Consider the following 20,743-nt stretch of genomic DNA (forward strand, 5'->3'; position numbering starts at 1 on the left):
TCACTCCGGCTGGATCCCCGCCTCCTTGACGACCTTGCCCCACTTGGCGAGGTCTGACTTGATCAAGGCGGCGTATGCCTGTGGCGTTCCGCCCTGGATCTCGACGCCGACAGCCTCCAGCTTGGCCCAGACATCGGGCAGCTTCAGCGCCGCATTGATTTCGGCATTGAGCCTCGCGACGATCGCCTGAGGCGTGCCGGCAGGAGCCAGGAACCCGCCGTTCGTGTTCTATCGTGTCCACATCGCGGCCACGATTCCTGCCGACTCTCAGGCAATCAAGATGACTTCACCGCGGCTTACCTATCAGCGCCTGCAGGCGCCGGTCGATCAGGCCCACCGGAAGTGAAGTGATAAAGGCGTGCTGCGTTCTCGACAAGAACGACACGAATTTCGTCTTCGGACAGCCACCGTGCGAGCAGATTGATCAAGACGGCGTCATCGGGCTTGCTCGACTCCGTGACGTGCGGCCAATCGGTACCCCAAACCAGCCGGTCGAGGCGGTCACCCGCAAGGTGGCGGACGAAGTCGTCGAGATCCTCATAGGCTTTCGAGTCGGGCGAGGCGATGTAGGGCGCCGACATTTTCATCCACACATTGCCGCTGCCCATCATGCGCAGAAGGACGGCCTTCACGCGGTCCGATATCGCGGGCTCGGCGTTGATGCGTGCGAAATGGTCGATGACCACGGGCACCGGCAGCGCGGTCAGGCGATCGGCGAGGTTCAGCAGATCGACGGGGTGCGCGTGCAGTTGGATGTGCCAGCCGAAGGGGCGAATCAAGCGCGCAACGTCTTCCAGCATTTGCTCGCTTGTCGCGCCTGCCTGGACGAGGTTGAAACGCACGCCGACGACGCCGGCAGCGCGCAGGACCTCCAGTTCGGACTGGGTTGCCGACGGATCGATCACCGCCACCCCGCGTGCGCTGTGGCCAAGCGACTGCAACCCACTCAAGAGAACCCGGTTGTCCCGCCCATAGCTGGAAGGCTGGACCAGCACGCAGCGTTCGATGCGAAGCCGGCGCTGCAGCTGCCGGTAGTGCTCGACGGTGGCGTCTCCATGCGTGAGCACGGGGCCGGGAGCGAACGGCGCCTTCGCGTCGAAGAAGTGCATGTGGCAATCGCATGCGTCCGCCGGCACGCTGAATGCCGGCCCCTTTCGTCCGGTGGAATGCGGGGCTTCGCATTCCACCCCGGAGGAATGCAATGGCAGGCTGCCGCGCAGCATCATTTTCTTTGCGTGCCTGCTTCGCGCCAGAAGGCGTAGGACTTCGCGAGCTCGCTGGCCGACTGGTCGAGATCCGTGGGCGCGAGTTCCAACGACATGTCCTTGATCCTGGCCTGGACCTCCGGATCGTTCAGCACCGTTCGCAATGCAGCGTTGAACTTTTCCGCCAGCGGCCGAGGCAACCCCTTGGGTGCGAAGAACGCATTGAAGCTGTTGACGTTCACGCCGGTGAAGCCCAGTTCCTCGAATGTCGGCACCGAGGGGAGCAGCGCCGAGCGCTTGCCGCCCGAGATCGCGAGGATGCGAACCTTGCCGCCGCGCGACATGGTCACCCCCTCGGGCTCTCCCGTCACGCCGGAAGCCAGCTGGCCGCCTATGAGCTGCGGCATCATCTGCGCCGATCCCCCGAAGGCGATCGCTTCCATCTTCACATTGGCCTTGCGAGTGATGGCGGCACCGATGATGTCCGGCACGCCGCCGATCAGCGGAACGCCATAGTTGCCGTTCTGAGGTTCCCTGCGCACGAATTCAACGAACTCGGGCAGCGTCTTTGCCGGACTGCTCATGGGCACCGCGAAGGTCCACTGAAAATGCGCCACCTGGCCGACCGGGACGAAATCCTTCATGGCGTCGTAACCCGCCGTCGGCGTGATCAGCGGAACCACCACCACCGAATGGTCCAGGGCCAGCAAGAAGGTGGCGCCGTCGGGCGGCGCGGCCTTGACCGCTGCGGTGCCGATCTGGCCGCTGGCGCCCGGCTTGTTGTCGATGATGACTGTCTGCGACAGCTCCTTGCCGAGCCTGGGCCCCAGCAGCCGACCCAGCGCGTCGGTGGCTCCGCCGGGCGCAAAGGGAATGACGATTCGGATGGGGTTCTTGAAGTCCTGTGCGGCAGCACCGGCCATCAGGAAGGCCGCGACGGCGCCGGCAACGAAGGTGCGTTTTTTCAGCATGATGATGTCTCCCGTGTGCCGTGCTCAATCGAGCTTCGCGCCGGTGTCCTTGATGACCTTCGCCCAGCGGTCGCCTTCGAGCTTCATGTAGTCCGAATAGTCCTTGGCCGTGCCGCCCAGCACGATGGAACCCTGCGCGACGAGGCGATCCTGCAGTGCCTTGTCGGCAAGCGCCTTCTTGAGCGCTGCAGAAATTTTTCTGACGACATCGTCCGGCACGCCCTTTGGCAGCATCAGCCCCTGCCAGGCCCCCATGTCCATGGTCGATTTTCCGGTGGCCTCCCGGATCGTCGGGACCTCCGGCATGAGCGGAGACCGCTTGTCGCTCGTGATCGCTAGCGCGCGCAACGCGCCGCCTTTCACATGAGGCATGGCCTCGTTGATCGGCAGGAACATGAACTGCGTGGTTCCGGCAAGGAGGTCGGCAACCGCGGGGGCACTGCCCTTGTAGGCCACGTGCGTTGCCTGGATGCCCGCCTCCTTGGCGAACAATGCGCCTCCCAGATGCAGCAATGCGCCAGCACCCGAGGAGCCATAGTTCAACTCATTGGGCTTGCTCTTGGCCAACGCAACGAGCTCATTCACCGTCTTGGCTGGCACTGCCGGGTTCACGACCAGCAGGAGCGGAATGGTTGCCGTCAACGAGACCGGCGTGTAGTCCGCGTAAGGGTCGAAGCCCGGCTTCGCATACAGCGAGGGCGCAAGCACGACGGCAGAGGTTGCATAGAACATCGTGTAGCCGTCCGGTGCGGAGCGCTTGGCCTCGACCGCGCCCAGGTTGCCGCCGGCACCGCCCTTGTTGTCCACGACGATCGTGCCGCCGAGCTCCTTACCCAGCTGCTGCCCCACGATGCGGGCATTGATGTCCGCGGAGCCGCCGGCGGCGAACGCGACCACCATCCGGATCGGCTTGGACGGATAGGCATCGGCGGAATGCGCCGCGGCCGGTGCGAGGACGGCGGCGCCGAGCAACGCCAGGGAATGGATGAGCTTGCGCATGCTGATGTCTCCGTGATTTTTGTGGATGTCAGACCAGGCCGAAGCGCTTCAGCGTGTCCGTCAGGTTCAGCAGCTCGGCCGTGGTGGCGCCTTCGTCAATGGCCTTGCGCTGCTTTGCTTCCTTTTCCTCGCGGGCCAGGCTGCTGGAGATGGCCGTTTCGACTTCGCCCTGGGCGACGACCACCAGGCCGTCGCGGTCGCCGACAACGATGTCGCCGGGCTGGATCAGCGTGTCGCCGATCGCGATCGGCACACCGACCTTTCCGGGCTGGTTCTTGCCCGTGCCCTTGATCGAAAGGCCGCGGCAGAACACCGGAAAGCCAAGCTCGATGATGAGGTTCGCATCGCGCACGCAGCCATTGATGACAAGCCCTGCAATGCCAAGCTTCATCGCCTGGATCGTCAGCACGTCGCCCCAGGGGCCCGCCTCCATGAAGCCCTTCGCGTCCACCACCAGCACGTCTCCAGGCTTGGCCTTTTGCACTGCGTAGTGAAGGATCAGGTTGTCCGCAGGGCGTGCATCGACCGTGAATGCAGGGCCGGCCAGGCGCACCGTCGGGTCGATCGGCTTCATGCCGCTGTCCAGCGCGCCCTTGGCGCCTTGCGCCTCGTAGACGGTGGCTGCGCCGAGGTCGCGCAATTGCTTGATCTGCTCAGGAGTGGTCATGGGTGAATCCAGTAGAAAAAAAGACGAAGAAAGGCCAGGCGACTGCCAGGCCGCCAACGAAACGAAGAGAGAAGAGAAGAAACGGAAAGAAGGAAGCGACTAATGCCCGCCTGCGCTGGCCAGAAGCCAGTTCAAGGCTTGATCGACGGTCGGTTCCGCAATGCCGAGCGGTCGCCTGGACAGCGCGTCCACCGTATCGTTGAAGCGCTGCTCGACACCCCGCATGACCACCGAAGGAAGGCCCTGCGCCGCCAGCTCGGCCTGGACGTCATGCACTTCGTGCGCCCGGCGCCTGGCGTGAATGACATGCGTGCGCACCAGCATGTCGATGAACGAGCGCAGCGGCGTCTGGTCGATGTCGCTGAGCTGCTCATAGAGCTCGCTGCGCACGCCCTGCTTCTCGGCGCTCATCAGCAGCTCCACGCAAAGCGCTTCCATGCCTTTTGTGAAGACGCTGCGCAGGATCTTCAACGAGATGGCATCCCCGGCCTTGCCGCCCGCAATGACCTGGACACGCGCACCGGCGCTCTCGAGAACTTCTTTCAGCTGCTCGGCCCCGCTGCCGGAAGCCAGCAAGGGCGTGCGCACCAGGTTGAGCGAGATCGCACCCATGATGGCGGTGTCGACATAGCGGATACCGGCCTCTGCCGCACGGGCCGCCCCCTCGCGCTTGACCTCGGGGCTGGCCGTCGTGAAGTCGGCCAGCAATGCGTTCTTCGAGAGATGCGGCAGCACCTGCGCGAGCACCGGCAGGGAGGTGGTCCCCGTCACACAGGAAAGCACCAGGTCCGCCTTGGACAACCAACTACCGGCCCGCTCGTGGATCGGCAATTCCATCGACGCTGCCAGCGCCGTGGCGGCCGCCGACGGGTGCGCTTCGCACAGGCCAAGGGTATGGCCCGCTTCATACAAGGGAGCCGCGTAGCAGCGGCCGACTTCGCCCAACCCGATGATTGCAATGTTCATGCGCAGACCCTTTTCGATGCCCAGAGAATACAAAGTGAGTACAAATAATTCAATGGGATGCAGGGAAATTACCTAGGCTTCCTCTGTAGATGTCGACCCACTCAACCGCCAGAGTACAAATCAAGAACGATGGCTGTACTCGATTTGTTCGCGGAGCGCCAAGGCAAAGTAGCGGCAACCTACAATCCCGGGTCCATATGCAGCGAGTTCATGCCCCCATGCAGCACGGCAGAGACAAGGCCTACGAGATCCTGAGACAACGACTGGTGGGGGGGCACTACGCCCCGGGAGTGCAGCTCAAGGAGGAGCCGCTGGCCCGCGACCTGGGGCTGAGCCGAACCCCCGTTCGCACCGCGCTGCGCCGGCTCGTGGAAGACGGCCTGGCGACCGACGCTGCGGGCCAGGGTATCCGCGTGGCGGAATGGAGCGAGTGGGACGTGGAAGAGACCTTCCAGCTTCGAATGCTGCTGGAGCCCTACGCGTCATTCCTGGCGGCCACGCGCGGCGGAGAGGCGCTCGTCCAGCAACTGAAGGCGAGCAACCAGGCAATGGCCGAAGGCATCGCGGAAGGCGAGGAGGGAATCGCCAAGGTGCAGTCAGCCAATCGCGACTTTCACCACGCCTTGCTCGATGCGTCGGGCTCCCCCCGGCTGCGCGCGATGCTCGAAACGATGATCGACATGCCCATCATCAAGCGCTCGTTCTACATCTACACCCCGCAGGAACTGGAGCAGAGCCTTCATCACCATCGCGACCTGACACTGGCCGTGCAGGCAGCGGATGGCGAGCTGGCAAGGCAGGTGATGCAACTGCACCTGCGGATGTCCTATCACCGGTTCATGAGGCACCGCAGCGAGTACAAGCACGACACCGCCAGGAACGGGGCGGCCTGAACGACGCGGACAAGCTACCGCTCAGATGCCATGTAGAGCTTGAAGCGGCAGCGCGTCTTGCCGTAGTTCACACAGCCCCAGAACGGTGTACCGCCCTCCTTGGGCTTTCTCTCCGCCATCTTCACACCGCAATTCACGCAGGTCGGTTTCCAGTACTCGCCTTCGTAGGCGTCTGCATGCCGCTCGCAGATGAGGCTGGCGACGCCCCGTTTTGAGTCGGCACAGGAAATACGTCTTCAGCCACCATCACGCCGGGCGTGCTTCGAAGATCTCGCTGAGTACGCCCATATTCTTGAGCTCGCCGATGGTCTCAGCGTTGGCGTGACCTCTCCGCCTGGGATTCGTCGTATTCGGCGCGCCGACGCGACCCAAGCCGTCCGCCGGACCCCTGCTGGCGAACCATCGAAAGATGTGGGAACGGTAGTCGCTGGTTGTCCTCATGTGCAGAAAACCTGACGCCGCAACGCCCTGATCGTCGACCGGAATGCCGGCAGTTCGGAGAGCTGCTAGTTCTGCATCGTGGGTGATCTCGAATGGCAGCTTCAAGGTCACCGTCGCCATGTGATAAGTGGCTTTGCCCATCCATCTTCCCCTCGGCGTTTTTGATGCGCCAGTGAATCCCAAGGTTTCGCCGCGCGCAATACTGCTTTCGTAGGAGGCGCTTTGTCATGGGCGGTAGCAGGGAGGGGGCAGGGCAATTGTCTCCCCCGAGAAGGTGCGCACCGCTCATGTGCGCATGCGGCGCAATTTCTACAGTGACTTCACGGCGATACGCCTTGTCCCAAAGGTAACAAGCGGCGCCAGTTGACCACCTCACTGGAGAAAGCACATGGAGCTGCGCAACCTGGCGCCGGGAAAGTTCTTCATGAACCTGCTGCGTGAAAACGCGGGCATGGGGTTCACGGAGTTCGCTGTCATCAGTGCGATCGTGGTGTCTTTGTATTTTCCCCTGCTGCTTGCAGCCCTGCTCATCAACCGAACGTGAAGCTACCCACGCGCAAGGACGGACGCGATGATCAACGGCAAAAAGTTGGAAGGGACGCCGTACTCGTTCACCCCGAGCGCGGCCGTTGGCGCAGGATCTGGCCTTCTCGGAACTGAACGCCTGAGGCCGAGCGTGTTTCGCTATGCGCAGGACAATGCCATCCGGCATGCAAATCGGGAAATCGCCGACGGTGTCGAGTGCCGGACGGAACTACAAGGGCCGTAACGAATTCGCAGGAGACTGACATGCTCACCACCGATCAAAAAGAAGCCATCCTTCGCGTGGCGGGTGTCGCCACACCAGCCTTTCCCTCTCCCGGCGTTCTCTGGCGGCAGCAATGGCAACACGATGCCGCATCAGGCAGCAAGACGAGCCCTCAAGCCGGCATGGATCCGGGCACGGCCGCCAAACAATGGGCCCAGGCCATCAACACGCTCTTCGTCGCGTATTCGGCCGCCCGCACCGCCCGCAGCCTGCGCAAGGCCGAAGAAGCCCGGCGACTCAGCGCTCTGCGCCAGCTGCAGTGCCGCGCAAGAGCAGATACTGAAACCGGCAGCGCCGCGGCATCTAGCGCAAGAAAGGCCCGAAGACCGCGGCGCAGAAGCCACGCAATGGGGTGATCGACAGGCGTTCGCAGCGGCGAAAGCCTGGATCGCTAGGCCGGCGATGTCATGCCGGCCCTGGCGGGGCTCCTGGGCACCAGCTGCACGCCCCCGTGGCGGCCCGCGCGCCCAGCACCATCTCCGTAATCCATGACACCAGCAGGAGCCCGTAGGACTGCCGCCGCTCCTCCTGCGAATCGACAGCCGGATTCGGCCTCAACACCAGTCGTTCGTTTGGTGGGCCCCTATTGCCGCCTGTTCATTCCAAGTAGTCAATGAACTGAGGGATCACCTCGCGCAGGAAGCGGATTTCCTCTGTGGGAATGCTGCGCGGCTCCAAGTCGAAATGGATGAAGGTGCCATAGGGCGTGCCGCATCGTCGCGTCAGCAGCCGGCCGTAGTACGACTCGACCATGCCGGCATAAGGGCGGTTCGTCAGGCGCTGATCCTTGGAGGCATGGCTGGTCATGAACTCGCCGTGCTCGAGCGCGTACTGGCAGAAGCTCTTGCTCAGAGGTACCACCTTCAGCCAGGTGCGGTATTCAGAGTCGCGGTCGAAGGCATGCGCCGCGCGCATCACGTCGCCGTTCAATTTGTAGATCGCCGTGAACCGAAAGGACGTCCTATCGTTGAGCAAGGCCAGCGCAGGAACGATCCCGCGGCTGGCAAGAAGGCTGCGAACGGCCGCAGCGGGCGCTGGCAAGTCGACGTCGAGCATGGGGACCTTGGTTGAGGCGTGGGCGCGAATCTTACGTAATTCTTGCTGTGCTCCGGAACAGGGTTTGACCTTCATCTTGTCAACGCAAACCCTTAGAAGTGTGGCGGCGGTCGTGGCGCTCGATGTGAACCCGCAAGGCACCGATCCGAAGCTGATCGATGCGCTCAATCGCGCAAGCAGAGCCTGGAGCTGTTCCGACCGGGCGCCATCATCGAACGCATGCTGGGCGACCCGCGACGGATCATCGCCGTGCGCACAAATACGAACCTCGGCCAGACGGCGCGCTTCCTCGACTGGCGCGATGGACAGATGTGCAATGGCAAGGTGATTGCCATGAAGGACCCGCAGGTCACCTTGCACGAGGAAGGCGCGCGACGCGAGTCGTTGTCATGCCACGCCGTGATCCGACATGAGGCAAAGAAAAACCCGCTACGCTGGGGAAGACGTGCGGGTTTGAGGCTTTGTGAGACGCTGTGATCTCAGTGTTTGGTCCCGCCGCCAGGAATCGAACCTGGATCTCAGCCTTCGGAGGGCCGAATTCTATCCGTTGAAATACAGCGAGGAATTGGGGTCCGGCATGCACCGGAGCCACACATTATCGCCTATCAGGCGCCGACTGTTTCGGCTTCGTTCACGGCGGGGGTTCCCGGCAGCGGCCGGGCGAACCCGAGCCCCGCCAGGTAGACCCGGAACGTGCGCCTGCCGGTCAGCACGAGGTCGAAGGCCTCGGGGTCGAGCAGCCAGTTCTGGATGAGCCCGCTGATCAGCGCATGCAGCCCTTGCGCCGCCGCGTGGCCCGGCACCGGCAGCTTGACGTGGTTGCGGCGCGCGGCCAGGCGCAGGGCCTTTTCGAAATCGCTCACGCAGGCATTGCGGGCGTCGAGGTGGCGCTGCTGCACCGACGCCATGTCGTGGGTGTATTCGACCTTGTGGGTCGCCACGTCGAACACGCGGCGCACCTGGGGGTCGGTGGTCATGAGGGTCAGCGCGTGAACCATGCCGTCCTCGATCTCGGCCAGGGGGTCGTCGATGAAGGGAGAGATAGCCGCCTTCTGCAAGGCCTCCAGCGGCAGGATGACGCGTTCCATCATCGCGTTGAAGAGGTCGGCCTTGTCCTTGAAATGCCAATAGATGGCGCCGCGCGTCGCGCCGGCCTGCTGCGCGATCTGCTGCAGCGTGGTCTGCGAAACGCCTTGCGCCTGAAACAGCAGCTCCGCAGCATCGAGCAATCGATGCCGCGTGGCCAGTGCTTCTTCCTTCGTACGACGTGCCACTAAATCTCCAGATTTGTAAAGGCAACGCCCTCTCTGTATCGTGGGGCCATTGCTCGGCTGTCACTATACATCCATGAATGTATGTAAACTAGCCGGCTTTCCCGATGGCCCGCCTGGCTGTACAGGTTTGCGGTTCGCCCGCGAATGCGCCATCTCCTGTTTTCGCTTCAAAGGAATCGCATGCCTCTCCTGCATGTTTCGCGTCATTCGTCCTTTTCGCCGCGTCTCGCGACCGTGGCAGCCGTCGTCCTGCTGGTCCTCGCCGGCTGCGGCAAGAGCGATGCCCCCGCTGGCCCGGGCGCTGGCGGCGGCGGGCATCCCCCCGCACCCGAGGTGGGTGTGGTCGTGGCCGCGCCGACCGACGTCGGACTGGTTACCGAACTGCCCGGCCGCCTTGAGGCCTCCCGCATCGCCCAGGTCCGCGCCCGGGCCTCGGGCATCCTGCTGAAGCGCGAATTCCGCGAAGGCAGCGACGTGAAGGCCGGCCAGCTGCTGTTCCGCATCGACCCGGCGCCGCTGGTGGCCGCTTCGCAGAACGCCCAGGCCACGCTGGCGCGCGCCGAAGCCAACGCGGTGCAAGCCAAGGCCCTGGCGGACCGCTACAAGCCGCTGGTCGAGGCCAATGCGGTGAGCAAGCAGGAATACGCGACGGCCGTGGCCTCGCAGAAAACGGCCGAAGCCGACGTGGCCGCCGGGCGCGCCGCGGTGCAGACGGCCAAGATCAACCTCGGCTATGCCGACGTGACCTCGCCCATCGCCGGCCGCATCGGCCGCGCCCTCGTCACCGAAGGTGCGCTGGTGGGCCAGGGCGACGCCACCGAGCTCGCGGTGGTGCAGCAGATCAACCCGCTGTACGTGAACTTCACGCAGTCGGCCTCCGACGCGATGAAGCTGCGCCGCGCGGTGGCCGCCGGCCAGTACAAGCGCGCGAGCGGCGAGGAAGCCGCGAGCATCCGCGTGGTGCTGGAAGACGGCAGCGACTACCCGCTGGAAGGCAAGCTGCTGTTCTCCGACCTCACGGTCGACTCCACCACCGGCCAGGTCACGCTGCGCGCCGAAGTGCCCAATCCCAAGGGCGAACTGCTGCCCGGCCTGTATGTGCGGGTGAAGCTCGAACAGGCGCAGGCCACCAACGCGATCACGCTGCCGCAGCAGGCCGTCACGCGCACCCAGCAGGGTGACACGGTGTCGGTGGTCGACAAGGACGGCAAGATCAGCAAGCGCACCGTGAAGATCAGCGCCGCCAAGGACAACCAGTGGGTGGTGCTCGATGGCCTGAAGGCCGGCGAGCAGGTGATGGTCGACGGCTTCCAGAAGCTGCAGATGATGCCGCCCGGCACGCCGGTGAAGGCAGTGCCGTGGACCAAACCCAACCCGAATGCCGCAGCCGCGCCCGCCGCTGCGGGGGCCGCACCGGCGGCGGCTGCCGCGGCCGAGAAGACCGACAAGAAGTAATCAGGAAAGCGCCCGCAAATGGCCAAATTTTTCATCGACCGCCCGATCTTCGCGTGGGTGATCGCGCTGTTCATCCTGGTGATGGGCAGCGTGGCAATCACCCAGCTGCCGATCTCGCAGTACCCGCCGGTGGCGCCGCCCGCCATCGTCATCAACACCGCCTATCCCGGCGCCTCGGCGCAGACGCTGGAGGACAGCGTGCTGTCCGTCATCGAGCGCGAGATGAACGGCTCGCCGGGCCTGATCTACATGGAATCGGTGGCCCAGGCCGACGGCACCGGCTCCATCACGATCAGCTTCGAAGCCGGCACCAACCCCGACCTCGCGCAGGTGGATGTGCAGAACCGGCTCTCGCGCGCCACGCCGCGCCTGCCGGCCGCCGTGACGCAGCAGGGTGTGCGCGTGGACAAGTCGCGCAACAACTTCCTGCTGTTCGCGATGCTGTCTTCAGACAACCCGAACTTCGACCCCGTCGCGCTCGGCGACTACGCCTCGCGCAACATCGTGCCCGAGCTGCAGCGCGTGGTGGGCGTGGGCCAGGCCCAGCTGTTCGGCACCGAGAACGCGATGCGCGTGTGGATCGATCCGGCCAAGCTGCAAGGCTTCAACCTGTCGGCCACCGACGTGAACAACGCGATCAAGGCGCAGAACGCCCAGGTGTCCTCCGGCACGATCGGCGACCTGCCCAACATTCCCGGCCAGGCCATCGCGGCCACCGTGGTGGTGAACGGCCAGCTCGCCAACGTGGAGCAGTTCAAGAACATCGTGCTGCGCGCCAACACCGACGGCTCGACCGTGCGGCTGAAGGACGTGGCACGCGTCGAACTCGGCGGCCAGTCGTATGCGACCTCGGCGCGCCTGAACGGCGTGCCCGCGGTCGGCATCGGCGTGCAGCCCACGCCGAACGGCAACGCGCTGCAGTCGGCCAAGGCGATCCGCGCCAAGATGACCGAGCTCGAGCGCTTCTTTCCGCCGGGCGTGAAGTGGAACATTCCATACGACAGCTCGCGCTTCGTGCAGATCTCGATCACCGAAGTGGTCAAGACGCTGCTGGAAGCCGTGGCGCTGGTGTTCATCGTGATGTTCCTGTTCCTGCAGAACTGGCGCTACACGCTCATCCCGACCATCGTGGTGCCCATCTCGCTGCTGGGCACGTTCGCCTCGCTGCTCGCACTCGGCTTCTCGATCAACGTGCTGACCATGTTCGGCATGGTGCTGGTGATCGGCATCGTGGTGGACGATGCGATCGTGGTGGTGGAGAACGTCGAGCGCATCATGAGCGAGGAGGGGCTCTCGCCGCTCGAAGCCGCGCGCAAGGCCATGAGGCAGATCTCCGGCGCCATCATCGGCGTGACGGTGGTGCTGATCTCGGTGTTCGTGCCGCTCGCATTCTTCGCGGGTTCGACGGGCAACATCTACCGCCAGTTCTCGGCGGTGATGGTGACGTCGATTGGCTTCTCGGCCTTCATGGCGCTGTCGCTCACGCCGGCGCTGTGCGCCACGCTGCTCAAGCCAGTGGAAGCCGGCCACCACCATGAGAAGACCGGCTTCTTCGGCTGGTTCAACCGCGGTTTCACGCGCACGGCCAAGGGCTACGAAGGCATCGTCGCGCGCATCCTGCGCCGCGCCGCGCGCTACCTGATCATCTACGTCGCGATCATCGGCGCGGTGGTGTTCACCTACACACGCCTGCCGAGCTCCTTCCTGCCGGAAGAAGACCAGGGCAACATCATCGTCAACGTGCAGCTGCCGCCGGGTGCGACGCAGGAGCGCGCGCTGTCGGTCATGCAGCAGGTCGAAGGCTTCATCCTGAAGCAGCCCGAAGTGCAGAGCATGGTGGGCGTGATGGGCTTCAGCTTCTCGGGCCAGGGCCAGAACGCGGGCCTCGCCTTCGTGACGCTCAAGGACTGGGAAGAACGCAAAGATCCGGCCCACTCGGCCAGCGCGCTGGCCGGACGTGCCTTCGGGGCACTCTCGGGCATCCGCGACGCCTTCATCTACCCGTTGAGCCCGCCGCCCATTCCCGAACTGGGCAACGCGAGCGGTTTCAGCTTCCGGCTGCAGGACCGCTCGGGCGCAGGCCACGAGGCGCTGATCAACGCACGCAACCAGCTGCTGGGCATGGCTTCGCAGAGCAAGATCCTGACGCAGGTTCGCCCCGACGGCCTGGAAGACGCGCCGCAACTGCAGATCGACATCGACCGCGACAAAGCCAGCGCCCTGGGCGTGACCTTCGATGCGATCAACGCAACGCTGTCGACGGGCCTGGGTTCGAGCTACATCAACGACTTCCCGAACCGCGGCCGCCTGCAGCGCGTGGTGGTGCAGGCCGATGCGCCCGCACGCATGCAGCCCGACGACCTGCTCAAGCTGAACGCCAGCAACACGCAGGGCCAGCCGGTGCCGCTGTCGGCCTTCGCGACCACCAAGTGGGTCACGGGCGCCACGCAGACGGTGCGCTACAACGGCTATCCCGCGATCCGCATCAGCGGCTCCGCCGCCGCGGGCTTCAGCACGGGCGCCGCCATGGCCGAGATGGAAAAGCTGGCCAAGCAGCTGCCGCAAGGCTTCGGCTTCGAATGGACCGGCCAGTCGCGTGAAGAAAAGCTCGCGGGTTCGCAGGCCATCATCCTGTACGGCTTCGCGATCCTGGCGGTGTTCCTGTGCCTGGCCGCGCTGTACGAAAGCTGGACGATCCCGCTGTCGGTGATTCTGGTGGTGCCGCTCGGCGTGCTGGGCGTGCTGCTGGCCACGATGCTGCGCGCCTATTCGAACGACGTGTACTTCCAGGTGGGGCTGATCACCATCATCGGCCTCTCGGCGAAGAACGCGATTCTGATCATCGAGTTCGCCAAGGATCTGCAAGCGCAGGGCAAGGGCGTCATCGAAGCGGCGCTGGCCGCAGCCCATCTGCGTTTCCGCCCGATCATCATGACCTCGCTGGCCTTCGGCCTGGGCGTGGTACCGCTGGTGATCGCCTCGGGCGCCGGTTCGGCCAGCCAGCGCGCCATCGGCACGGGTGTGCTCGGCGGCATGGTGACGGGTACGGCACTCGCCGTGATCTTCGTTCCGGTGTTCTTCGTCGTGGTGCGCACGCTGTTCAAGGGCAGTGCGCGCCAGCACGAGGTCGACAAGCGGCATGCGGAAGCCGCCGGCATCACGGAAGAGAAAGCACATGACTAAAAAATTGATTCCCACAGCCCTGGCCGCGGCAATGCTGCTGGCCGGCTGCTCGCTGATTCCGACCTACGAGCGTCCCGCGGCGCCGGTGCCGACCACCTTCCCGGGCGATCCGGCGCAACCGCCCGGCCAGGCCGCGGCCAACCTGCCCTGGCAGGACTTCTTCACCGACCCGCGGCTCGCGGGCCTGATCCAGACGGCGCTCACGAACAACCGCGACCTGCGGGTGTCGGTGCTCAACATCGAGCAGGCGCGCGCGCAGTTCCAGATCGAGCGCTCGAATCTGTTCCCGGCACTCGGCCTGACGGGCAGCGGCTCGCGCTCGAGCCCCAACCCGGCTCAGGTCTACAACAGCAGCGCCGGCAGCGTGGCCTCGCAGTACAGCGTCAGCGTCGGCTTCACGTCCTGGGAAATCGACTTCTTCGGCCGCATCCGCGCGCTGAAGGACCAGGCGCTGGCGCAGTACCTCGCCACGGACGAGACGCGCAAGGCGGTGCAGATCAGCCTGATCGCGTCGGTCGCCAACGGCTGGCTCACGCTGTTGGCCGACGACGAGTTGCTGGAGATCACGCGCCAGACGATGGTCACGCGCGAGGAGTCGGTGCGCCTCACGAAGATGCGCTTCGACAACGGCGTGTCGTCGGAGCTCGACTTCCAGGCCGCGAACTCGCTGCTGGAAACGGCGCGCGCTTCCTATGCGCAGCAGCAGCGTGCGCGCCTGCAGGACGAGAACGCCCTCGCCCTGCTGCTGGGCGCGCCGGTGCCGGCCGAAGCCACGGCGGGCGGGGTCAAGGGCCTCGACGGCATCCAGCCGATGCCCGACGTGCCGGCCGGCCTGCCTTCGGACCTGCTGGCCGAGCGGCCCGACATCCGTTCGGCCGAGCAGCAGCTGATCGCGGCCAACGCCAACATCGGCGCCGCGCGCGCGAACTTCTTCCCGCGCGTGTCGCTGACGAGTTCCATCGGCACCGCGAGCAGCGAGTTCTCGGGCCTGTTCGACCGCGGCTCCAAGGCCTGGTCGTTCGCGCCGTCGGTGACACTGCCGATCTTCAATGCCGGCCGCAACATCGCCACGCTCGACTCGGCCAAGGCCGGGCGCGAGATCGCGGTGGCGCAGTACGAGAAGTCGATCCAGACGGCGTTCCGCGAAGTGGCCGACGCGCTCGCGGGCCGCGCCACGCTGGGCGAGCAGGTGCGCGCGCAGCGTGCGCAGGCCGACGCGGAAGCCGTGCGCTTCAAGCTCTCCGACTTGCGCTACCGCAACGGCATTGCCAGCGCGCTCGATCTGCTCGACGCGCAGCGCTCGCTGTTCACTGCGCAGCAATCGGCCGTGACGACACGCCTGCTGCAGTTGCAGAACCAGGTCACGCTGTACAAGACGCTGGGCGGCGGCTGGGCCGCACGCGACAAGGGTTGATGCGCCGAGGCGCTCGATAAGGGTGGTCCCTTGTCCCTTCGGGCAAGGGGCCTCTCTATAATCGCCGGTTGGTTAGGAAAAGCCCCCCGACGAGCCCCCGTTATTGAGGACGCCAATGAGCGCAGACCCGCATTACCAGGCCACAGAAGAAGCCCACACCGGGCCGATCAAGAACCCGAAGCAACTGCTGCTCGCGGTATTTTTCTCCTTCATTGCCCCGATCCTGATCATCGTGGGTCTTGTCTCCTACGTGGTCTCGGGCACCAAGCCCGCCGGCACCGCGGAAGGCGACAACATGGCGCTCTACGGCGTGACCAAGGAAGCGCGAGACCGCGAAGTGGCCGAACGCCTCAGGAAGGTCGGCACCATCGAGATCCGCGACGCCAACCGCCCGCTCGCTGCAGGCGAGGCCGTGTTCAAGGCCCAGTGCGTCGCCTGCCACGGCGCGCCCGGCATTCCCGGCGCACCGCACTTCCAGGACGCGGCCGCCTGGGGCCCGCGCATCGGCCAGGGCTATGCCACCCTCCTCGAACATGCCCTGAAGGGCAAGGGCGCCATGCCCGCGCAAGGCGGCGGCGACTTCGAAGACCTCGAAGTGGGCCGCGCCGTGGTCTACATGGCCAATGCCGGCGGCGCCAAGTTCCCGGTGCCCGACCGCCCGGCAGCCGCAGCCCCCGCTGAAGGCGCAGCCTCTGCGGCCAGTGCTCCTGCCAAGTAAGCGTTTCCCCTAGTCACACGAAGAAGCCGGCCCAGCGCCGGCTTTCTTCATTGGCGGATCGGCAGGCTGCGGAGTTCAGGGCTTCGCCGGCGCGGAAGCCGTGCCGGCATGGCGCTGCGCCGGGCTCAGCACATGGCCGAAGCGGTCGGGCAGTTCGCTGGCCTGCACCGCCTCCGGCGTCCACAGGCCTCGCTCGACCGCCTCGGCGGCGATGCCCACGTCCTGCGTGTGCACCAGTCCAAGCCCGAGGGGCGAGACCAGATAGAGCCGGCCTTCACCATCGAGCAGGCAGCCCGACACCTCCACCGCCTTGCCGGTGTGGGACGTGACGGTGAACCCACCGCCCTCCTTTTCGGCCACGCGCCACACCAGCGGCGCAGCCTCCAGCTCCACATACACGCGCTGCGGCCCGTTCTGGAAGAACCACTGGCCCTCGTCGTCGTGCTCGTAGTTGCGGTGGATGAAGTCGATCAGCTTGTCGTGCCTGAGCATCGAGCCCTTGGCCGCGCGGAACGGGCCCATGGCCTGGGTGCGGTCGTCGCGCATGTACCAGTTGCCGCGCGCGTCGAGGCCGAGCCAGCCGTAACAGTGCGGCACGTTGGGCCATTTGGCGAGGGCTTGTTTGACGATGTCGTCCATCGCGCTATTTTGCTCGCCCTCAGACGTGCGTTGCCAGCCAGCCGCCGACCCGCTCCGGCATGCCGCGCACATGCCCCGGCGGCTGGCCCATCGGAAAACCGACGTGCCCGCCGTGCGCGGGCTGCCACAGCGTGACGTGCGCGCCGACCTCGCCGGGCTTCGGCAGGCTCGCCGCGGGAATGAACGGGTCGTTGCGGGCGTTCACCACCAGCGCGGGCACGCGCACCGAGGCCAGGTGGGGCTTGGCCGAGCCGCGCGTCCAGTAGTCCTCGGTATCGCGAAAGCCGTGCAGCGGGGCGGTGAAGACGTTGTCGAAGTCGTAGAGGTTGCGCGACGACATCAGCCGCTCGCGGTCGAACAGCCCCGGGAACTGCTCCAGCTTGGCCAGCGCCTTGGGCTTCATGGTCGCGAGGAACATGCGCGTGTAGACCAGCCGGTTGAAGCCCTGCCCGATGGCTTCGCCGCCCGCCGCGAGGTCGAGCGGCGCGCTGACCGATGCCACGGCGCTCACCACGCCGGAGGCGCTCTCGCCCGCCTCCGAGGCCCAGCGCATCAGCGCATTGCCGCCGAGCGACACGCCCGCCGCCAGCACCGGCCCGCCGCCCTTGCGTGCATGCTGGTCGCGCATGCGCGCGAGGATCCAGCCGATCTCCTCGAAGTCGCCCGAGTGATAGGCGCGCGGCGCCAGGTTCAGCTCGCCGCTGCAGCCGCGGAAATGCGGCACGGCGAAGGCCATGCCGCGAGATGCGGCGAATGCGGCAAAGGCTTCGGCGTAGTGGCTGCGCGACGAGCCTTCGAGCCCGTGGAACAGCACCAGCAACGGCCTCGGGCCCGGCATTGGCGCATCGACGAAGTCGACGTCGATGAAGTCGCTGTCGGGCGTGGGCCAGCGCTCGCGCCGGTAGACCGGGGCCGGCCCGTCGAAGCGCTTCGCATAGAGCGCGGCCCAGATGGTCTGCAGGTTGCCGCCGGGCAGCCAGCGCGGCGCCGCGTAGTCCAGCGGCTGGGGCGCGGAAACGGGACCGGAGGTGGCGACGAAGGAAGACATCAGTGCAGGACCTGGGGCGGATCGTTCGCTTCGTCCGGTTCGCGCGCACTGCCCGGGCTTGCATGGTGCGCCACCATGCGCCAGCCCTGGACGGTCTTGTGATAGACGTTGGTGGCCAGCACGAAGGCATGGCGCGGGCCCTCGGCCGTGAGCACCTCGATGCGTTCGAGCACGTTGTGCACGGCGCTGGCGAGCGACTCGATCTTGCGCACCCGCGCCGGCGTGGCGTGGATCGCGCCGTTGCCGAACATCTGCTCGAAGGCCGCGCGGATCGCCACGGCCCCCACCAGCCGCGGGCCCCCGGGATGCACGCAGAACACCTCGTCCTCGTCGGCCCAGCAGGCCATCAGCGCGTCGATGTCGCCGCGCTGCAGCGCTTCGTAGAAGGCCGCTTCGACGTCGTCGGCAGTGCCGCCGATGGCTGCGGCGGCGCGGAGTGGGGTCTTGGGCATGGCGTGATTTTGCCGCGCCGTGCGTGACGGCGGCACTGCACCGCTTTGGTCCATGCTGCACCGTGCTGCCGCAATCCCGGCAGAACACCTGCTCCACTTTGGACCAAATGGTCAAAACGTGGATGCAATTTTTCCCTAACCCATTGATTCAAAACAACTTATTCAACTGGCACGGCGCATGCAAGGAGCTTCGCAACCTCGCAACAGGAGCGCTTCCATGAACGTCGGCATCTTCATTCCCATCGGCAACAACGGCTGGCTGCTTTCCGAAAACGCGCCGCAGTACAAGCCCAGCTTCGAACTCAACAAGCAGATCACCCTGAAGGCCGAGCGCTACGGTGTCGACTTCGTGCTGTCCATGATCAAGCTGCGCGGGTTCGGCGGCAAGACGGAGTTCTGGGACCACAACCTCGAATCCTTCACGCTGATGGCCGGCCTCGCCGCCGTCACCAGCAAGATCAAGCTGTTTGCCACGGCCGCCTCGCTGGTGATGCCACCGGCCATCGTGGCGCGCATGGCGTCGACCATCGACTCCATTTCCAATGGCCGCTTCGGCCTCAACCTCGTCACCGGCTGGCAGCGGCCCGAGTACTCGCAGATGGGCATGTGGCCCGGCGACCAGTTCTTCGGCACGCGCTACCAGTACCTCAGCGAATACATCCAGGTGCTGCGCGACCTCTGGGGCACCGGCCAGTCCGACTTCAAGGGCGACCATTTCAAGATGGACGACTGCCGCCTGAGCCCGCAGCCGCAGGCCGACATGAAGGTGATCTGCGCCGGCCAGAGCGACGCGGGCATGGAGTTCTCGGCCAAGTACGCCGACTACAACTTCTGCTTCGGCAAGGGCGTGAACACGCCCAAGGCCTTCGCGCCCGCGGCCGAGAAGCTCATCGAGGCCACCGCGAAGACCGGCCGCAGCGTCACCACCTACGTGCTGATGATGGTGATCGCCGACGAGACCGACGACGCCGCGCGCGCCAAGTGGGAGCACTACAAGGCCGGCGCCGACCATGAAGCGATTGCATGGCTGGGCCAGCAGGGCGCAGCCGACACCAAGTCGGGCGCCGACACCAACGTGCGCCAGATGGCCGACCCGACCTCCGCCGTCAACATCAACATGGGCACGCTGGTCGGCTCCTACGCCACCGTCGCGCGCCTGCTCGACGAAATGGCAGAGGTGCCCGGCACCGAAGGCGTGCTGCTGACCTTCGACGATTTCGTGCAGGGCGTCGAAGCCTTCGGCGAGCGCATCCAGCCGCTCATGAAGAGCCGCGCGCATGTGCAGAGCCCCGTGCCTTCGCAGGCCGAGCCCGAGCGCCTCGCGGCCTGAGCAGGAGCATCACGTGAGCACTCCCGCACGCAACACGACTCTCACATCGAACATCCCCGTTGGCGCACCGCGGCTGCCCGGCGCCCCCGCACCGCAGGTGCTGCCCGCGCGCCCCGAGCCACTGGCGCTGCACGCGACCGATTCCGCGCTGATCGTCGTCGACATGCAGAACGCCTACGCCTCCATCGGCGGGTATGTCGACTCGGCAGGCTTCGACATCTCGGGCGCGCAAGGCACCATCGCGAACATCGCGCGCACCATCGCAGCGGCACGCGCGGCCGGCATGCTCGTTGTGTTCCTGCAGAACGGCTGGGACGCGGCGTACATCGAAGCCGGCGGCCCCGGCTCGCCGAACTGGCACAAGTCGAACGCGCTCAAGACCATGCGCGCCAGGCCCGAGCTGCAGGGCAAGTTCCTCGCCAAGGGCGGCTGGGACTATGACCTCATCGAAGAGATGAAGCCACAGCCCGGCGACATCGTCGTGCCCAAGACGCGCTACAGCGGCTTCTTCAACAGCACGCTCGACAGCACGCTGCGTGCACGCGGCATCCGCCACCTGGTGTTCACCGGCATCGCGACCAACGTGTGCGTCGAATCGACGCTGCGCGATGCCTTCCACCTCGAATACTTCGCCGTGATGCTCGAGGACGCCACGCACGAACTCGGCGGGCCCGCGATCCAGAAGGCATCGGTCTACAACGTCGAGACCTTCTTCGGATGGGTCTCCACGGTAGAGCACTTCTGCAGCACATTCGCACCCGCATCCATCACCCAACCCGCACCGGCCGAAGCGGCCACCGTCTGATTCTTTTCAAGGAGCTCTCTTCATGCCCAAGCAAGCCATCATCCCGCCCGGCACCGGCGTGCCACTCGCCCCCTATGTTCCCGGCACGCTCGCCGACGGCGTGCTCTACGTGTCGGGCACGCTGCCCTTCGACAAGGACAACAACGTGGTCCACGTCGGCGACGCGAGCGCACAGGCAAGGCATGTACTCACCATCATCCAGGGCGTGGTCGAAGCCGCGGGCGGCACCATGGACGACGTGACCTTCAACCAGATCATGCTCAAGGACTGGGCCGACTACGCGAAGATCAACGCGGTGTATGCCGAGTTCTTTCCCGGCACCAAGCCCGCGCGCTACTGCATCCAGTGCGGCCTCGTGAAGCCCGATGCGCTGATCGAGATCGCCTCGATCGCACACGTCGGCAAGAAGGCCTGACACT

The 20,743-nt window shown here is 65.6% G+C and carries 22 protein-coding genes, 1 tRNA gene and 1 pseudogene; 11 read left to right on the forward strand and 13 right to left on the reverse strand.

What is annotated here, in order from left to right; genetic code table 11:
* The 6 genes and pseudogenes from ACCD11_RS07400 to ACCD11_RS07425 form a co-directional block, all read right to left on the reverse strand.
* Positions 1-228 (reverse strand): annotated as a pseudogene (locus ACCD11_RS07400) (tripartite tricarboxylate transporter substrate-binding protein); the annotation flags it as partial.
* Between the two features lie 68 nt (positions 229-296).
* Positions 297-1,226 carry an amidohydrolase family protein gene (locus ACCD11_RS07405; protein ID WP_413313274.1) on the reverse strand — a complete coding sequence of 310 codons (930 nt, stop codon included), beginning with the start codon at positions 1,224-1,226 and terminating at the stop codon, positions 297-299.
* Positions 1,223-2,176, reverse strand: a complete 954-nt coding sequence (locus ACCD11_RS07410) for a Bug family tripartite tricarboxylate transporter substrate binding protein (RefSeq protein ID WP_413313275.1) — start codon at positions 2,174-2,176, stop codon at positions 1,223-1,225. Before ACCD11_RS07410 ends, ACCD11_RS07405 begins: the two co-directional genes overlap by 4 nt.
* Before the next feature lie 24 nt (positions 2,177-2,200).
* On the reverse strand, positions 2,201-3,175 hold the full coding sequence (locus ACCD11_RS07415; protein WP_413313277.1) for a Bug family tripartite tricarboxylate transporter substrate binding protein: 975 nt from the start codon (positions 3,173-3,175) through the stop codon (positions 2,201-2,203).
* A 28-nt stretch (positions 3,176-3,203) separates the two neighbouring features.
* The gene (locus tag ACCD11_RS07420) at positions 3,204-3,842 is read right to left on the reverse strand and encodes a 4-carboxy-4-hydroxy-2-oxoadipate aldolase/oxaloacetate decarboxylase (protein ID WP_413313278.1); all 639 of its coding nucleotides are present in this window, start codon (positions 3,840-3,842) and stop codon (positions 3,204-3,206) included.
* Between the two features lie 99 nt (positions 3,843-3,941).
* The gene (locus tag ACCD11_RS07425; RefSeq protein ID WP_413313280.1) at positions 3,942-4,808 is read right to left on the reverse strand and encodes an NAD(P)-binding domain-containing protein; all 867 of its coding nucleotides are present in this window, start codon (positions 4,806-4,808) and stop codon (positions 3,942-3,944) included.
* Positions 4,809-5,026: 218 nt separating this feature from the next.
* Here ACCD11_RS07425 and ACCD11_RS07430 point away from each other — a divergent pair, with 218 nt between their 5' ends.
* Positions 5,027-5,701, forward strand: a complete 675-nt coding sequence (locus ACCD11_RS07430) for a GntR family transcriptional regulator (protein WP_413313282.1) — start codon at positions 5,027-5,029, stop codon at positions 5,699-5,701.
* A 246-nt stretch (positions 5,702-5,947) separates the two neighbouring features.
* Here ACCD11_RS07430 and ACCD11_RS07435 read toward each other — a convergent pair whose 3' ends face one another.
* Positions 5,948-6,262 carry a hypothetical protein gene (locus ACCD11_RS07435; protein WP_413313284.1) on the reverse strand — a complete coding sequence of 105 codons (315 nt, stop codon included), beginning with the start codon at positions 6,260-6,262 and terminating at the stop codon, positions 5,948-5,950.
* A gap of 268 nt (positions 6,263-6,530) precedes the next feature.
* Here ACCD11_RS07435 and ACCD11_RS07440 point away from each other — a divergent pair, with 268 nt between their 5' ends.
* Together ACCD11_RS07440 and ACCD11_RS07445 are read left to right on the forward strand one after the other, a co-directional pair.
* Positions 6,531-6,686, forward strand: a complete 156-nt coding sequence (locus tag ACCD11_RS07440) for a hypothetical protein (protein ID WP_413313285.1) — start codon at positions 6,531-6,533, stop codon at positions 6,684-6,686.
* Between the two features lie 245 nt (positions 6,687-6,931).
* Entirely contained in the window at positions 6,932-7,306 is a 375-nt protein-coding gene (locus tag ACCD11_RS07445; RefSeq protein WP_413313286.1) for a hypothetical protein, read from the forward strand.
* A gap of 241 nt (positions 7,307-7,547) precedes the next feature.
* Here the strand turns inward: ACCD11_RS07445 and ACCD11_RS07450 are convergent, their stop codons facing one another.
* Positions 7,548-8,006 (reverse strand): hypothetical protein, encoded by a 459-nt coding sequence (locus ACCD11_RS07450; RefSeq protein WP_413313287.1) that lies wholly within the window; start codon positions 8,004-8,006, stop codon positions 7,548-7,550.
* A 219-nt stretch (positions 8,007-8,225) separates the two neighbouring features.
* Between ACCD11_RS07450 and ACCD11_RS07455 the strand changes: the two genes are divergently transcribed.
* The gene (locus ACCD11_RS07455; RefSeq protein ID WP_413313289.1) at positions 8,226-8,483 is read left to right on the forward strand and encodes a hypothetical protein; all 258 of its coding nucleotides are present in this window, start codon (positions 8,226-8,228) and stop codon (positions 8,481-8,483) included.
* 10 nt (positions 8,484-8,493) lie between these two features.
* On the opposite strand, the gene ACCD11_RS07460 is transcribed toward ACCD11_RS07455, so the two are convergent.
* Positions 8,494-8,568 (reverse strand) — tRNA-Arg (locus ACCD11_RS07460).
* 43 nt (positions 8,569-8,611) lie between these two features.
* Positions 8,612-9,280 carry a TetR family transcriptional regulator gene (locus ACCD11_RS07465; RefSeq protein WP_413313291.1) on the reverse strand — a complete coding sequence of 223 codons (669 nt, stop codon included), beginning with the start codon at positions 9,278-9,280 and terminating at the stop codon, positions 8,612-8,614.
* A gap of 180 nt (positions 9,281-9,460) precedes the next feature.
* Here ACCD11_RS07465 and ACCD11_RS07470 point away from each other — a divergent pair, with 180 nt between their 5' ends.
* The 4 genes from ACCD11_RS07470 to ACCD11_RS07485 all read left to right on the forward strand — a co-directional run bounded on the left by ACCD11_RS07470 (position 9,461) and on the right by ACCD11_RS07485 (position 16,050).
* On the forward strand, positions 9,461-10,735 hold the full coding sequence (locus ACCD11_RS07470; RefSeq protein ID WP_413313293.1) for an efflux RND transporter periplasmic adaptor subunit: 1,275 nt from the start codon (positions 9,461-9,463) through the stop codon (positions 10,733-10,735).
* A gap of 18 nt (positions 10,736-10,753) precedes the next feature.
* The gene (locus ACCD11_RS07475) at positions 10,754-13,918 is read left to right on the forward strand and encodes an efflux RND transporter permease subunit (RefSeq protein ID WP_007837379.1); all 3,165 of its coding nucleotides are present in this window, start codon (positions 10,754-10,756) and stop codon (positions 13,916-13,918) included.
* Positions 13,911-15,332, forward strand: coding sequence for an efflux transporter outer membrane subunit (locus tag ACCD11_RS07480; RefSeq protein ID WP_413313295.1), 1,422 nt, complete (start codon positions 13,911-13,913; stop codon positions 15,330-15,332). The genes ACCD11_RS07475 and ACCD11_RS07480 overlap by 8 nt, the downstream gene beginning before the upstream one ends.
* A gap of 115 nt (positions 15,333-15,447) precedes the next feature.
* Positions 15,448-16,050, forward strand: coding sequence for a c-type cytochrome (locus ACCD11_RS07485; protein WP_007837382.1), 603 nt, complete (start codon positions 15,448-15,450; stop codon positions 16,048-16,050).
* Between the two features lie 75 nt (positions 16,051-16,125).
* Here ACCD11_RS07485 and ACCD11_RS07490 read toward each other — a convergent pair whose 3' ends face one another.
* From ACCD11_RS07490 to ACCD11_RS07500, 3 genes are read right to left on the reverse strand one after another with little or no spacing between them, the layout of a single operon-like run.
* Complete coding sequence (locus tag ACCD11_RS07490; protein ID WP_007837384.1) at positions 16,126-16,689, reverse strand: DUF2946 family protein; 564 nt, start codon at positions 16,687-16,689, stop codon at positions 16,126-16,128.
* A 19-nt stretch (positions 16,690-16,708) separates the two neighbouring features.
* Positions 16,709-17,737, reverse strand: coding sequence for a YheT family hydrolase (locus tag ACCD11_RS07495; RefSeq protein WP_413313297.1), 1,029 nt, complete (start codon positions 17,735-17,737; stop codon positions 16,709-16,711).
* Entirely contained in the window at positions 17,737-18,189 is a 453-nt protein-coding gene (locus ACCD11_RS07500; RefSeq protein ID WP_007837388.1) for a YybH family protein, read from the reverse strand. Before ACCD11_RS07500 ends, ACCD11_RS07495 begins: the two co-directional genes overlap by 1 nt.
* 217 nt (positions 18,190-18,406) lie before the next feature.
* Here ACCD11_RS07500 and rutA point away from each other — a divergent pair, with 217 nt between their 5' ends.
* The 3 genes from rutA to rutC are packed head-to-tail and all read left to right on the forward strand — an operon-like array spanning position 18,407 to position 20,739.
* Positions 18,407-19,519: a pyrimidine utilization protein A gene (rutA, locus tag ACCD11_RS07505; protein WP_007837390.1), complete on the forward strand. Its 1,113-nt coding sequence runs from the start codon at positions 18,407-18,409 to the stop codon at positions 19,517-19,519.
* A gap of 13 nt (positions 19,520-19,532) precedes the next feature.
* Positions 19,533-20,324, forward strand: a complete 792-nt coding sequence (gene rutB / locus ACCD11_RS07510) for a pyrimidine utilization protein B (RefSeq protein ID WP_413313298.1) — start codon at positions 19,533-19,535, stop codon at positions 20,322-20,324.
* Between the two features lie 22 nt (positions 20,325-20,346).
* The gene (gene rutC / locus ACCD11_RS07515; RefSeq protein WP_007837393.1) at positions 20,347-20,739 is read left to right on the forward strand and encodes a pyrimidine utilization protein C; all 393 of its coding nucleotides are present in this window, start codon (positions 20,347-20,349) and stop codon (positions 20,737-20,739) included.
* Positions 20,740-20,743 lie beyond the last annotated feature (4 nt).

Source organism: Variovorax sp. Varisp36, assembly GCF_047304235.1.
Taxonomy (GTDB): Bacteria; Pseudomonadota; Gammaproteobacteria; order Burkholderiales; family Burkholderiaceae_C; genus Variovorax.

Coding starts and splice junctions, on each gene's coding strand:
- ACCD11_RS07450 (WP_413313287.1), bottom strand. CDS start 8,006: ATGCTCGACGTCGACTTGCCAGCGCCCGCTGCGGCCGTTCGCAGCCTT.
- ACCD11_RS07415 (WP_413313277.1), bottom strand. CDS start 3,175: ATGCGCAAGCTCATCCATTCCCTGGCGTTGCTCGGCGCCGCCGTCCTC.
- ACCD11_RS07410 (WP_413313275.1), bottom strand. CDS start 2,176: ATGCTGAAAAAACGCACCTTCGTTGCCGGCGCCGTCGCGGCCTTCCTG.
- ACCD11_RS07500 (WP_007837388.1), bottom strand. CDS start 18,189: ATGCCCAAGACCCCACTCCGCGCCGCCGCAGCCATCGGCGGCACTGCC.
- ACCD11_RS07490 (WP_007837384.1), bottom strand. CDS start 16,689: ATGGACGACATCGTCAAACAAGCCCTCGCCAAATGGCCCAACGTGCCG.
- ACCD11_RS07445 (WP_413313286.1), top strand. CDS start 6,932: ATGCTCACCACCGATCAAAAAGAAGCCATCCTTCGCGTGGCGGGTGTC.
- rutA (WP_007837390.1), top strand. CDS start 18,407: ATGAACGTCGGCATCTTCATTCCCATCGGCAACAACGGCTGGCTGCTT.
- ACCD11_RS07455 (WP_413313289.1), top strand. CDS start 8,226: ATGCTGGGCGACCCGCGACGGATCATCGCCGTGCGCACAAATACGAAC.
- ACCD11_RS07435 (WP_413313284.1), bottom strand. CDS start 6,262: ATGGCGACGGTGACCTTGAAGCTGCCATTCGAGATCACCCACGATGCA.
- ACCD11_RS07430 (WP_413313282.1), top strand. CDS start 5,027: ATGCAGCACGGCAGAGACAAGGCCTACGAGATCCTGAGACAACGACTG.
- ACCD11_RS07420 (WP_413313278.1), bottom strand. CDS start 3,842: ATGACCACTCCTGAGCAGATCAAGCAATTGCGCGACCTCGGCGCAGCC.
- ACCD11_RS07405 (WP_413313274.1), bottom strand. CDS start 1,226: ATGATGCTGCGCGGCAGCCTGCCATTGCATTCCTCCGGGGTGGAATGC.
- ACCD11_RS07495 (WP_413313297.1), bottom strand. CDS start 17,737: ATGTCTTCCTTCGTCGCCACCTCCGGTCCCGTTTCCGCGCCCCAGCCG.
- ACCD11_RS07440 (WP_413313285.1), top strand. CDS start 6,531: ATGGAGCTGCGCAACCTGGCGCCGGGAAAGTTCTTCATGAACCTGCTG.
- ACCD11_RS07480 (WP_413313295.1), top strand. CDS start 13,911: ATGACTAAAAAATTGATTCCCACAGCCCTGGCCGCGGCAATGCTGCTG.
- ACCD11_RS07475 (WP_007837379.1), top strand. CDS start 10,754: ATGGCCAAATTTTTCATCGACCGCCCGATCTTCGCGTGGGTGATCGCG.
- rutC (WP_007837393.1), top strand. CDS start 20,347: ATGCCCAAGCAAGCCATCATCCCGCCCGGCACCGGCGTGCCACTCGCC.
- ACCD11_RS07425 (WP_413313280.1), bottom strand. CDS start 4,808: ATGAACATTGCAATCATCGGGTTGGGCGAAGTCGGCCGCTGCTACGCG.
- ACCD11_RS07470 (WP_413313293.1), top strand. CDS start 9,461: ATGCCTCTCCTGCATGTTTCGCGTCATTCGTCCTTTTCGCCGCGTCTC.
- ACCD11_RS07485 (WP_007837382.1), top strand. CDS start 15,448: ATGAGCGCAGACCCGCATTACCAGGCCACAGAAGAAGCCCACACCGGG.